The 11,920-nt window shown below is 59.1% G+C and carries 12 protein-coding genes; 7 read left to right on the forward strand and 5 right to left on the reverse strand.

Going from position 1 to position 11,920, the window contains the following annotated elements; all coding sequences use genetic code 11:
- Positions 1-63 precede the first annotated feature (63 nt).
- The 4 genes from antA (at position 64) to AABM55_RS25265 (ending at position 4,465) form a co-directional block, all read left to right on the forward strand.
- Positions 64-1,452 (forward strand): anthranilate 1,2-dioxygenase large subunit, encoded by a 1,389-nt coding sequence (antA, locus tag AABM55_RS25250; protein WP_347928063.1) that lies wholly within the window; start codon positions 64-66, stop codon positions 1,450-1,452.
- A 2-nt stretch (positions 1,453-1,454) separates the two neighbouring features.
- On the forward strand, positions 1,455-1,946 hold the full coding sequence (gene antB, locus AABM55_RS25255; RefSeq protein ID WP_347928064.1) for an anthranilate 1,2-dioxygenase small subunit: 492 nt from the start codon (positions 1,455-1,457) through the stop codon (positions 1,944-1,946).
- An 18-nt stretch (positions 1,947-1,964) separates the two neighbouring features.
- Positions 1,965-2,987, forward strand: coding sequence for an anthranilate 1,2-dioxygenase electron transfer component AntC (antC, locus tag AABM55_RS25260; RefSeq protein WP_347928065.1), 1,023 nt, complete (start codon positions 1,965-1,967; stop codon positions 2,985-2,987).
- A gap of 77 nt (positions 2,988-3,064) precedes the next feature.
- Positions 3,065-4,465, forward strand: coding sequence for an amino acid permease (locus AABM55_RS25265; protein ID WP_347928066.1), 1,401 nt, complete (start codon positions 3,065-3,067; stop codon positions 4,463-4,465).
- A gap of 67 nt (positions 4,466-4,532) precedes the next feature.
- Here the strand turns inward: AABM55_RS25265 and kynA are convergent, their stop codons facing one another.
- Together kynA and kynB are read right to left on the reverse strand one after the other, a co-directional pair.
- A complete protein-coding gene (gene kynA, locus AABM55_RS25270) occupies positions 4,533-5,399 on the reverse strand; it encodes a tryptophan 2,3-dioxygenase (RefSeq protein WP_103318995.1) in 867 nt (288 codons plus the stop codon).
- Positions 5,396-6,061 (reverse strand): arylformamidase, encoded by a 666-nt coding sequence (gene kynB, locus AABM55_RS25275; RefSeq protein ID WP_347928067.1) that lies wholly within the window; start codon positions 6,059-6,061, stop codon positions 5,396-5,398. Before kynB ends, kynA begins: the two co-directional genes overlap by 4 nt.
- A gap of 280 nt (positions 6,062-6,341) precedes the next feature.
- Between kynB and AABM55_RS25280 the strand changes: the two genes are divergently transcribed.
- A complete protein-coding gene (locus AABM55_RS25280) occupies positions 6,342-6,686 on the forward strand; it encodes a cupin domain-containing protein (protein WP_019691702.1) in 345 nt (114 codons plus the stop codon).
- Between the two features lie 251 nt (positions 6,687-6,937).
- Here the strand turns inward: AABM55_RS25280 and mmsB are convergent, their stop codons facing one another.
- Entirely contained in the window at positions 6,938-7,822 is an 885-nt protein-coding gene (gene mmsB / locus AABM55_RS25285) for a 3-hydroxyisobutyrate dehydrogenase (protein ID WP_103319002.1), read from the reverse strand.
- Between the two features lie 10 nt (positions 7,823-7,832).
- Complete coding sequence (locus AABM55_RS25290) at positions 7,833-9,356, reverse strand: CoA-acylating methylmalonate-semialdehyde dehydrogenase (protein WP_054594128.1); 1,524 nt, start codon at positions 9,354-9,356, stop codon at positions 7,833-7,835.
- Between the two features lie 150 nt (positions 9,357-9,506).
- Between AABM55_RS25290 and AABM55_RS25295 the strand changes: the two genes are divergently transcribed.
- Together AABM55_RS25295 and AABM55_RS25300 are read left to right on the forward strand one after the other, a co-directional pair.
- Entirely contained in the window at positions 9,507-10,454 is a 948-nt protein-coding gene (locus tag AABM55_RS25295; RefSeq protein WP_347928069.1) for a LysR family transcriptional regulator, read from the forward strand.
- A 278-nt stretch (positions 10,455-10,732) separates the two neighbouring features.
- On the forward strand, positions 10,733-11,296 hold the full coding sequence (locus AABM55_RS25300) for a histidine phosphatase family protein (RefSeq protein ID WP_054594130.1): 564 nt from the start codon (positions 10,733-10,735) through the stop codon (positions 11,294-11,296).
- A gap of 117 nt (positions 11,297-11,413) precedes the next feature.
- Here the strand turns inward: AABM55_RS25300 and AABM55_RS25305 are convergent, their stop codons facing one another.
- Complete coding sequence (locus tag AABM55_RS25305; protein WP_347928070.1) at positions 11,414-11,917, reverse strand: OmpA family protein; 504 nt, start codon at positions 11,915-11,917, stop codon at positions 11,414-11,416.
- Between the last annotated feature and the right edge of the window lie 3 nt (positions 11,918-11,920).

The raw sequence follows: 11,920 nt of genomic DNA on the forward strand, positions 1-11,920 counted from the left end.
CCTGCCCGCCCCACTCTCTCTAATGGGCGCACCGATTGACCCGAATAAAAAAGGTGCACACCCATGAGTGGCGAAAAAAGCGTCGAGCAGTGGAAAGCGTTCATTGAAGGCTGCCTGGACTTCCGTCCGGCAGAAGGCGTATTTCGCATCGCTCGGGATATCTTTACCGAGCCGCAACTGTTCGATCTGGAGATGGAGCTGATCTTCGAGAAGAACTGGATCTACGCCTGTCACGAAAGCGAGCTGGCCAATAACCACGACTTCATCACGATGCGCGCCGGTCGCCAGCCGATGATCATCACCCGTGACGGTGACGGCCAACTCAACGCACTGATCAACGCTTGCCAGCATCGCGGCACCACATTGACCCGCGTCGGCAAAGGCAACCAATCGACGTTTACCTGCCCGTTCCACGCCTGGTGCTACAAAAGCGACGGACGCCTGGTCAAGGTCAAGGCCCCCGGCGAGTACCCGGAAGGTTTCGACAAAGCCACACGCGGCCTGAAAAAAGCCCGCATCCAGAGCTACAAGGGCTTCGTCTTCATCAGCCTGGACGTTCATGGCGATAACAGCCTCGAAGACTTCCTCGGCGATGCCAAAGTGTTCTTCGACATGATGGTCGCCCAATCGCCCACCGGGGAGCTGGAAGTACTGCCCGGCAAGTCGGCCTACACCTACGACGGCAACTGGAAACTGCAAAACGAAAACGGCCTGGACGGCTATCACGTCAGCACGGTCCACTATAACTATGTGGCCACGGTGCAACACCGCCAGCAGGTCGACAACGAGAACGGCACCCGCGCCAGCGGCACGCTCGACTACAGCAAGCTGGGGGCTGGCGACGCCAATACCGACGACGGCTGGTTCGCCTTCAACAACGGTCACAGCGTGCTGTTCAGCGACATGCCCAACCCGACGGTGCGTTCCGGCTACGCGACGATCATGCCGCGCCTGATCGAGGAACACGGTCAGGAAAAAGCCGAATGGATGATGCATCGGCTGCGCAACCTGAACATCTACCCCAGCCTGTTTTTCCTCGATCAAATCAGCTCGCAGCTACGGATCATCCGTCCGGTGGCCTGGAACAAGACCGAGATCATCAGCCAGTGCCTGGGTGTGAAAAACGAGTCGGACGCGGATCGGGAAAACCGGATTCGCCAGTTCGAAGATTTCTTCAACGTGTCTGGACTCGGCACCCCGGATGACCTGGTGGAGTTTCGCGAAGCCCAGCGTGGTTTCCAGGCACGACTGGAACGCTGGAGCGATATCTCGCGCGGCAGCCACCAGTGGGCAACCGGCGCCACGCCCAACAGCGAGGCGATCGGCATTGCACCGGCCATGACCGGCACCGAATTCACCCACGAAGGGCTTTACGTCAACCAGCACAGCAACTGGCAGAAGTTCTTGCTCGACGGCCTGGACGCGAAATCCCTGAAGCTACGTGAGGTGTGAATATGAATCCGCAATTGCAGTATCAGATCGAGCAGTTTTTCTACCGTAAATCCGAACTCTGCGACGCCAAGGACTGGGACCCCTACATCCAGCTCTTCGACGAGCAGAGTGAGTTTCACCTGCCGCAATGGGACTCCGAACACGTCTACACCCGTGACCCCAAGCGCGAAATGTCGTTGATCTACTACGCCAATCGCTCGGGCCTGGAAGACCGTGTATTCCGCCTGCGCACCGGCAAGGCTGCCTCGGCCACGCCGATGCCGCGCACCCTGCACCTGATCAACAACGTGCGGATCAGCGAACTCGAAGCCGGTGAGCTGGAGGTGCGGCTGAACTGGCACACCCTGTTTTATCGCCTGGCCACCTCCGAGCAGTTCTACGGGAACGCGACCTATCGCCTCAAGCCTCACGCAGACAGCTGGCTGATTACCCGCAAACACGTGTTGCTGCTCAACGACACCATCAACTCGGTGCTCGATTTCTACCACCTCTGAAGCTATGGAGACCGGGGCATGAACCACAAGGTCGCGTTCAGTTTTGCCGACGGCAAAACACTGTTTTTTCCCGTGCAGGCCAACGAAATATTGCTCGATGCCGCCCTGCGCAACGGCATCAATATTCCGCTGGATTGCCGCGAGGGTGTCTGCGGAACCTGTCAGGGCCGCTGCGAATCCGGCGACTACAGCCAGGATTATGTGGATGAGGAAGCCCTCTCCAGCCTCGACCTGCAACAACGCAAAATGCTGACTTGTCAGACCCGAGTGAAGTCCGACGCCGCGTTTTATTTCGACTTTGCTTCCAGCCTGTGCAATGCCGCGGGGCCTGAACAACTCAGCGGTACGGTCACGCATGTGCGTCAGGTCTCGGCCAGCACCGCGATCCTCCATCTGGATTTGGGCGCGGCCACCCAGCCACTGGATTTCCTGCCGGGGCAATATGCGCGCCTGTTGATTCCAGGGACCATGAGCAAGCGCTCCTACTCCTTCGCCAACCGCCCGAGCAGCAGCAATCAGCTGCAATTTCTGATTCGCCTGTTACCCGACGGAGTGATGAGCAATTACATTCGTGAGCGCTGCCAGGTCGGCGATGAAATCGCTCTGGAGGCACCGTTGGGCGCGTTTTATCTTCGCCACATCGCCCGGCCGCTGATTCTGGTGGCCGGCGGCACCGGACTGTCCGCGCTGCTGGGGATGCTCGACGAAATCGTCGCGCGCGGTTGCGAGCAGCCTGTGCATTTGTACTACGGTGTACGGGACGCGGCCGATCTGTGCGAAGGCGAACGGATCAGCGCCTATGCTCACCGCATTCCAGGATTTCGCTACACGCCGGTGGTCAGCGACCCGTCACCGGGCTGGGAGGGAAAACGCGGCTACATTGCCGAGCATTTCGAGGCCAGCGAACTGCGCGATGCCGCAGTCGACATGTACGTCTGCGGGCCACCGCCGATGGTTGAGTCGATCAAGAGCTGGTTGCAGGACCAAACCCTCGACAACGTGCAGCTGTATTACGAAAAGTTCACTGAAAGTAACGTCTGAGGCTCACAAACGCGTGCCAATTGAATAAGCTGTCGACCTGCAACAAAGCCTGACCATAACAACTAGAAGGTATCCAGATGGCGGATGAACAACAGCAACAGGGCGTACTGAAGCGGGGGCTGAAAAACAGGCATATTCAGCTGATCGCACTGGGCGGCGCGATTGGTACAGGGCTGTTTCTCGGCTCCGCCGGCGTGCTCAAATCGGCCGGCCCGTCGATGATCCTCGGCTATGCCATTGCCGGTTTTATCGCCTTTCTGATCATGCGCCAACTGGGAGAGATGATTGTCGAGGAGCCGGTCGCCGGGTCCTTCAGTCATTTCGCACACAACTACTGGGGTAGTTTTGCCGGCTTCCTGTCCGGCTGGAACTACTGGGTGCTGTATGTGCTGGTGGGCATGGCGGAGCTGACAGCCGTCGGCAAGTACGTGCAGTTCTGGTGGCCAGAGGTCCCCACCTGGGTCAGCGCGGCGGTGTTCTTCGTACTGGTCAACCTGATCAACACGATGAACGTCAAAGTCTTCGGTGAAATGGAGTTCTGGTTCGCCATCATCAAGGTCGTGGCAATCATCGGCATGATCGCCCTCGGCTGCTACATGCTGGTCAGCGGCACCGGCGGTCCGCAGGCCTCGGTGAGCAACCTGTGGAGTCACGGCGGTTTCTTCCCCAACGGCACCAACGGTTTGCTGATGGCGATGGCGTTCATCATGTTCTCCTTTGGCGGCCTGGAACTGGTCGGCATCACCGCCGCCGAAGCCAGCGAGCCGAGGAAAGTCATTCCCAAGGCGATCAACCAAGTGGTTTACCGCGTATTGATCTTCTACGTCGGCGCACTCACCGTGCTGCTGTCGTTGTACCCGTGGGACCAACTGCTACAAACAATGGGCGCTTCCGGCGATGCCTACAGCGGCAGTCCGTTTGTGCAGATTTTCGCCTTGATCGGCAGCGACACCGCGGCGCAGATCCTCAACGTTGTGGTGCTCACCGCAGCACTCTCGGTCTACAACAGCTGTGTCTATTGCAACAGCCGCATGCTCTACGGCCTGGCGGAACAGGGCGATGCCCCCAAGCCACTGATGAAGCTGAACAAACGGGGCGTGCCGTTACGGGCGCTGGGCGTATCGGCGCTGATGACGATGTTGTCCGTGCTGGTTAACTACGTCGCCCCGCATGAAGCGCTTGAGTTGCTGTTCGCGCTGGTGGTCGCCTCGTTGATGATCAACTGGGCGATGATCAGCCTGACGCACCTGAAGTTTCGCAAGGCCATGGGCCAACGCGGCATCGTCCCGGGCTTCAAGGCATTCTGGTCGCCGTACACCAATTACCTGTGCCTGGCGTTCATGGCCATGATCATCTATGTGATGTTGTTGATTCCTGGGGTGCGTGCGTCGGTCTACGCGATCCCGGTCTGGGTGCTGATCCTGTTCGTGTTCTACCGGATTCGGGTCGCCAGAACTCGCGCGTTGTCGGTCGCTTAATAGCCTTCAGCCAGTCGACAAAAAGCCCCGGCATTCGATGAGTGCCGGGGCTTTTTTGTATCTCGGGTCAGAGGGTCGAACGCACGCGCCACAACTCCGGAAACAGCACGGTGTCGAGCATCTTGCGCAGATAACCCACACCTTCGGTGCCGCCGGTACCCGGTTGGAAGCCGATGATCCGCTCAACCGTGGTGACATGGCGGAAGCGCCATTGACGGAACGAGTCCTCGAGGTCGATCAGTTTCTCCGCCAACTGGTACAGGTCCCAATACTGCGAAGGGTCGGTGTAGACCACACGCCAGGCGGCTTCGACCGAGGCGTCATAAGCGGTCGGGCTGGCCGGGTCGCGCTCGAAGCGCTGCGGATCAATCGCCAACCCTGCGCTGACCATCAACCGAATCGCCTCGTCATACAGCGACGGCGTGGCAATCGCCTTTTCCAGCTCCGCCAACAGTTCCGGCCGGTGCGCATGCGGACGCAACAGCGTTGCACTTTTGTTGCCGAGGATGAATTCGATCTCGCGGTACTGGAACGACTGGAAGCCCGATGACTGGCCCAGAAACGGCCGGATCGCGTGGTATTCGGTCGGCGTCATGGTCGCCAACACCGTCCAGGCATGCACCAGTTGATCGAAAATCCGCGAGACCCGCGCCAGCATCTTGAACGCCGGAGGCAACTCGCCCAGCCTGACATGCTCACGAGCCGCCTTGAGCTCGTGCAGCATCAGCTTCATCCACAGCTCGGACGTCTGATGCTGGATGATGAACAGCATCTCGTTATGGTCCGGCGACAAGGGGTGCTGGGCACTGAGAATCTTCCCCAGATCTAGGTAATCGCCGTAGCTCATGGAGTCGGAAAAATTCAGCTCGGCGTTATGCCATTCTTCTGGCGGGTTTGAAGGTGACTGATCTGAAGAATAGGGACATTGGCTCATTGAGCAGGCTCCTCAAGTGGCGGTTTGTTCAGTGGACGCAAAATAGCCCTGACCGGACTGGCGTCCAGGTTGGCAAACCGCAGCGGCAGCGCAATCAGTTCATAGTCGCCTTCCGGCACGTCATCGAGCACGATGCCTTCGAGAATCGCCATGCCATGGCGGGCCACTGCGTTGTGCGAATCCATGGTCTTGGACTGTTGAGGGTCCAGCGACGGCGTATCGATACCGATCAGCCGCACGCCAAGGCTCGCCAGCAGGTCGACGGTTTCCTTGGCGACTGCCGTGAAATCCGGATCCCAGGCCGTCAGCGGCGCCTGTTGATAAGTGCGCAGCAAGACGCGCTCGGGCAGATCGGCAAGGCGTCCTTCCAGTTGCCCCGGCTGAACCAGGCGACCGCTGTCCAGACAATGCAAGACGCGACACGGCCCGATATAGACATCCAGCGATACATCGCCGATGGCTGCACCTTCGGCGCTGTAATGTAACGGTGCATCGACATGGGCGCCAGTGTGGGGGGACAGGGTGATGCGGCCGACATTCACCGGGCATTCAGGCCCGAAGGTCCAGACACGCTCTTCCTGAAACGGCGTATCACCCGGCCACGTCGGTGTTGCGGTGCTCAAGGGCGGGCTGATATCCCACCACGACATTGTTTTTTTCATTGCATAGCTCTCGACAACTCTCGCGTGAATGATACGAGTGATGCCTGTGAAGATTCTTGCGAAATCCGTCGGGAACGCCCAAATGTTTCGCACTTAATGCCAAGAATTTGAAGTTTAGCGGATGGAAATTTCAATGCGCGAATCGGACTCCCGGATGTCCGCTTGAGCGGGTTTGCTCAATAGCGCGTTTCTGGACAGCTGAGTGTCGAGCACAGACAACTGACACCGAGCCGGGCGCTATAGGGTGCGACTTCAGTCCTGCCTAACGCTCGGAGTCAGCATGTCCAAACCCATTACCGTTCTTCGCGATACCCATCCACTGCCGGTGCTTGATGCCTGCAAATGGGAGAAACTCGAAGGTGACCCGCACACCGTCAACCTCAACGCCTACACCAGCGAAGACGGCAGCAAGATCATGGGCACCTGGATCTGCACACCGGGCAAGTGGTACGTGGAGTATGTGAAGTGGGAATACTGCCACTTCCAGGAAGGCTACTGCGTGATCACCCCGGACGGCATGGAACCGATCCATCTGCGCGCGGGTGATATTTTCGTCATTGAGCCGGGCATGAAAGGTACGTGGGAAGTGGTCGAGACCGTACGCAAGTACTTCGTTTTCGCCTGATTCAGCAATAAAAAACCGAGAGCCCACCCGACGTGGGCTCTCGGAAAGATATCTATTGGAATGCGCCGCACTTGTGGCGAGCGCGGCTTTTGTGGCGAGGGAGCTTGCTCCCGCTGGTTCGCGAAGCGGACCCATGAGGCCAATGCGACTTGTCAGATACGCCGCGTGTTCAGGATTGACGACTGCTTCGCAGCCGAGCGGGGCGTTGCGGCGTTCCGACAAGCTCCCTCGCCACAGTCCCGTCCCCCCTATCAGGGTTTGCGATAGCTGTTGATGATTGCCGAGAAATCCTTGCCGCCTTCGCCACGCTGACTCATCGCCTGATACAGCTGCTGAGCCACCGCGCCGAGCATCACCGGTTGATGCGCCTGACGTGCAGCTTCAGTCGCCAGCCCCAGGTCCTTGAGCATCAATTCGGCACCAAAACCACCGGTATAACCACGCGACGCCGGTGCTGTTTCGACGATACCCGGCCACGGGTTGTACATCTCCGAACTCCAGCAACGACCGGTCGAACTGTTGATGATCCCCGCCAGCACCTTGGTGTCGATGCCTAGGGCATCACCCAGGGCCATGGCTTCGCTGACGCCGACCATGGAAATCGCCAACAACAGGTTGTTGCAGATCTTGGCGATTTGCCCGGTGCCGACTTCACCGCAATGCACAATGTTGCGGCCCATCTGCGCCAGTACCGGTTGCAGGGTGGCGAACAATTCCGGCGTGGCGCCGACCATGAAGGTCAGCGTCCCGGCCGCAGCGCCACCGGTGCCGCCGGAAACCGGCGCATCCGCCATGGCCACACCTTGCTTGGCCGCCGCCGCGGCGACATCGCGGGCGGTCTGCGGGTCGATGGTGCTGCAATCCACGGCGGGAACGCCCTTGGCGATCCCGGCCAGCACGCCATCTTCACCCAGCCAGACGCTACGCACGTGGACAGCGGCCGGCAGCATGGTAATCACCAGTTCTGCGCCTTGGGCTGCCTCACGCGCCGTGGCGCTGATAGTGCCGCCCAGTTGCGCCAGTTCTGCGAGTACGGCTTTGTTCAGGTCGACCAGGTTCAGCGAATGGCCAGCCTTGATCAGGTTGCGCGCCATCGGCGCGCCCATGTTGCCGAGACCGATAAAAGCGATTTTCATGTCCGGCTCCTTAACGCAAATTGATGGTTGTGTTCACACCGTCATTGACGCTGTCATCGTCGAACCAGCGACTGGTGACGGTCTTGGTTTGAGTGTAGAACTGCACCACTTGCTTGCCATACGGACCGAGGTCGCCAAGCTTGGAACCGCGCGAGCCGGTGAAGCTGAAGAACGGAACCGGCACCGGGATCGGGATGTTGATGCCAACCTGACCGACGTCGATTTCGTTCTGAAATTTACGCGCCGCGGCGCCGCTCTGGGTGAACAGGCCGGTGCCGTTACCGAACGGGTTGGCGTTGACCAGCGCAATGGCCTGATCGAGGGTGTCGACTTCCAGCACCACCAGCACCGGACCGAAGATTTCCTGGGTGTAGATCTGCATGTCGGTGGTCACGCCGGAGAACAGGGTCGGGCCGACAAAGTTGCCTTTTTCGTACCCGGGGACGGTGATATCACGACCATCGAGCTCCAGTTTTGCGCCTTCCTTGATGCCGCTTTCGATCAGATCAAGAATCCGCGCCTTGGCCCGTTTCGAAATCACCGGACCAACGTCAGTGCCCGGCTCGCTGCCGGCATTCACTTTGAGTTTTTGCGCCAATGCCTTGAGGTCTGGCAGCCACTGCTTGGCCGCGCCCACCAGCACCACCACCGAGGTGGCCATGCAGCGTTGACCGGCGGCGCCGAAGCCGGCACCGACCAGCGCATTGAGAGCTTGCTCACGATTGGCATCGGGCAGTACCACCGCGTGGTTCTTGGCGCCCATCATCGATTGCACGCGTTTGCCGTGTTTGCCGGCCAGGTCGTAGACGTGAGTACCGACTGCCGTCGAACCGACGAACGATACGGCCTTGATGTCTTTGTGGGTGCAGAGCGCGTCCACCACATCCTTGCCGCCGTGAACCACGTTGAGCACGCCGGCTGGAATGCCCGCCTCGATGGCCAGTTCCACCAGCAGCATGGTCGACATCGGGTCTTGTTCGGACGGTTTGAGCACAAAGGTGTTGCCGCAGGCGATGGCCATCGGGAACATCCACAGCGGGATCATCGCCGGGAAGTTGAACGGCGTGATACCGGCGCAGACACCGATCGGTTGGCGCAGGGTGTAGGTATCAACACCGCCCGCGACGTTTTCAGCGAATTCGCCCATTTGCAGGCTGCCGATGGAGCACGCGTGCTCGACCACTTCCAGGCCACGGAAAATATCGCCTTCAGCATCGGCGATGGTTTTGCCCTGCTCGGCGCTGAGGACCACGGCGATGCGCTTGGAGTGCTCGCGAATCAACGCCTGAAGCTTGAGCATGATGCGCATCCGCGCGCCAATCGGTGTCAGCTTCCAGGTCTGGAAGGCACGATGAGCGGCGCTGATCGCGGCGTCGACTTCCGCAGGCGTAGCGAACGGTACTTTAGCCAGCACTTGCTGGGTTGCCGGATTGACGATGTCGTGCCATTCGGTGGTCTGGGACTCGACCCATTGGCCGTCGATCAACAGCTTGACCTTTTGCACAGTGGTTTCTGGCGTGAGCGATGCGTTCATGACGGTCTCCTGGACTTGTTGTTATGCAGGGAGCCAAGGCGAGAAAAGTCGCCTTGTGATGAGGCGTGTGTCGCGAATTGGTTGTCGGACTGTTTTTGGAGTATAGATGTGCAAACTTCTAATAAGAACGCACATAAAATCCGGTCCAACATGCAAAAAAACATCACATCGTTAGGCTCGTTGAACTGGGACGACCTGAAGTTTTTCCTCGAGGTCGCCCGTACCCGCAAGGCCAGCAGCGCTGCCAAACGCCTGGCCGTGGATTACACCACCGTGTCACGGCGGATCAGTTCGCTGGAAGGTGCATTGGGGACATTGTTGTTCGAAAAATCACGGACCAATGGCTTTGTATTGACCGCCGAGGGCCAGCGTTTACTGGGTTATGCCGAATCCATAGAAAGCACGCTGCACATGGCGTGCGAGCAGGTGTCCGGCTCGGGCGTGGCGTTATCCGGCCATGTGCGGATGGGCTGCACCGAGGGTTTCGGGAGTTTTTTCATCACCCCGCAGCTCAGCCACTTCGTCGATGCCTATCCGGCGATTTCGGTGGATATCCTGCCGCTGCCGCACTTCATCAGCTTGTCCAAGCGCGAGGCAGATATTGTCATCGCCTTGGAACGCCCGGAACACGGCCCTTACGTCTGCTGCAAACTCTGCGACTACCGTTTGCAGCTGTACGCGACCCAGGATTACCTCGACCAACACCCGCCCATCCGCCGCCCGGCAGATTTGGGCAAGCATCAGTTCATCAGTTATGTCGACGATCTGGCATTCAGCTCGGAGCTGCTGTACCTGGCGAATGTACTGCCCGGCGCCAGCGCCAACCTGCGCAGCACCAGCGTAATTGCGCAATTCGTGGCCGCGCAGCAAGGCCGCTCGCTGGCGATTCTGCCCTGCTTCCTGGCGGCCCAGGATCCACGACTGCTGCCGGTGCTGCCGGAGGAAATCAACATCACCCGGCAATTCTGGATGTACTGCCGCGAGGACCTGCGCAAGCTCAAGCGGATTACTTTGCTCTGGGACTACATCCGCGCCGTGACCGAGCAGAATCAGGCACTATTGATGGGTGAAACCCGAACGATGTACTTCGCCGACTGACAGCCCTTCAAGGAATCAGGTAGCGGCGTCGTAACGAGGTCAGCAGGCCTTTGCCAAGGCTCGATGACAGGGATTGGTACGCAACTTGTGACATCGAAGGGCTGGGGGGGGGATGGAGCTCGTTCACGCAAGCTGCAAATGTCGCTCCCTTCACCTAACGTCCAGATGATAACCTCACGCCTCAATGTGCGGTTTACACCGGCACGATCAGCATGCTTCAAATGCCCGCCGGGTGCATTTTCAGCACTCCTGGGGCAGTAAAACAAGGACGTAAACACATGAGCAGGGAGATCATCCTGATGCGCCATGGGCAGCCGAATCTGGCCGTGACCAACAAGGTTTCAGCGCTTGATATGAAACGCTGGATCGAGCAATACAATCTATCCGAAATCATCAACCAGCCCGCCCCAGAGGCGAGTGTGCAACTGGCCGCTACCGCCCAAGTGATTGTATCGAGCAGTGCGCCTCGGGCTCTGACATCCGTTCGGGCGTTGGGCCTTCAGCCCACCCTGGTAGACGCGATTTTCTGCGAGGCGCAACTGCCCCATGGCCGCTGGACACTGCCGCGTCTTTCACCGTTTACATGGGCATTTATCCTTCGAGTCTCATGGTTATGCGGCTTCTCAGGGACGGTCGAGTCTTTCCGTCAGGCCAAGATTCGGGCCAACGAGGCCGCTCAACAACTTCGATCCCTTGCGAGCGCAGGCCCGGTCCTGTTGCTCGGTCATGGAGTCATGAATCGAATGATCGCCAAGCAGTTGGAGGCTGCCGGATGGACTCGCCAGAAACGCAATGGCAACCGTTACTGGAGCGCAATGGTCTATCGAATGAATCAGAGTTAAGGCACGTCGATAGAAACCGGGACACACCCGGCTTATGACATGCAAATGCATCCGTGAAGTGACTGAGCAGAATCAAGCGCTATTGATGGGGGAAACCCGCACGAAGCACTTTGCCGACTAGTCCGCGATCACCACAATCGATACCCGGCGATTCTCGGTGCGTCCGGCGGTGGTGGTGTTGGATGCCACCGGCTCGGCGCTGCCAAGGCCGCGCAGTCGAATGTTCTCCTCACGCAGGCCAACGCTGGTCAGCACCGCGACGACACTCTTGGCGCGGCGAAGGGAAAGTTGCTCGTTATAGGCCTCTTTACCCGACCCGTCGGTGTGACCATCGACCCGCACGCGCTCAATGCCGGCACCGTGCAATGCCTTGCCGATTCGCTCAACGATTTCGGTGCTTTGCGGGTTCAAGTGATCAACGTCGCTGCCAAACAACACCTTGCCCGACAAACCGAAGGCCCAGCCCTCCTCGGTCAATTCGAAACCCTGCTGTTTAAGCACCACGATCTGCGCCGGGCTGAGGCCTTTTTGCGGCGCGGTCTGGCAACCGCTCACTGCCAGCACGGCCATGAGCAAGGTAAAGGTAAAGAATCGCAGGGAACGCTGGGTCAGTGAAAACAAGGC

The organism is Pseudomonas helvetica (assembly GCF_039908645.1).
In the GTDB taxonomy this organism is placed as follows: domain Bacteria; phylum Pseudomonadota; class Gammaproteobacteria; order Pseudomonadales; family Pseudomonadaceae; genus Aquipseudomonas; species Aquipseudomonas helvetica.

Coding starts and splice junctions, on each gene's coding strand:
- antA (WP_347928063.1), top strand. CDS start 64: ATGAGTGGCGAAAAAAGCGTCGAGCAGTGGAAAGCGTTCATTGAAGGC.
- antB (WP_347928064.1), top strand. CDS start 1,455: ATGAATCCGCAATTGCAGTATCAGATCGAGCAGTTTTTCTACCGTAAA.
- antC (WP_347928065.1), top strand. CDS start 1,965: ATGAACCACAAGGTCGCGTTCAGTTTTGCCGACGGCAAAACACTGTTT.
- AABM55_RS25265 (WP_347928066.1), top strand. CDS start 3,065: ATGGCGGATGAACAACAGCAACAGGGCGTACTGAAGCGGGGGCTGAAA.
- kynA (WP_103318995.1), bottom strand. CDS start 5,399: ATGAGCCAATGTCCCTATTCTTCAGATCAGTCACCTTCAAACCCGCCA.
- kynB (WP_347928067.1), bottom strand. CDS start 6,061: ATGAAAAAAACAATGTCGTGGTGGGATATCAGCCCGCCCTTGAGCACC.
- AABM55_RS25280 (WP_019691702.1), top strand. CDS start 6,342: ATGTCCAAACCCATTACCGTTCTTCGCGATACCCATCCACTGCCGGTG.
- mmsB (WP_103319002.1), bottom strand. CDS start 7,822: ATGAAAATCGCTTTTATCGGTCTCGGCAACATGGGCGCGCCGATGGCG.
- AABM55_RS25290 (WP_054594128.1), bottom strand. CDS start 9,356: ATGAACGCATCGCTCACGCCAGAAACCACTGTGCAAAAGGTCAAGCTG.
- AABM55_RS25295 (WP_347928069.1), top strand. CDS start 9,507: ATGCAAAAAAACATCACATCGTTAGGCTCGTTGAACTGGGACGACCTG.
- AABM55_RS25300 (WP_054594130.1), top strand. CDS start 10,733: ATGAGCAGGGAGATCATCCTGATGCGCCATGGGCAGCCGAATCTGGCC.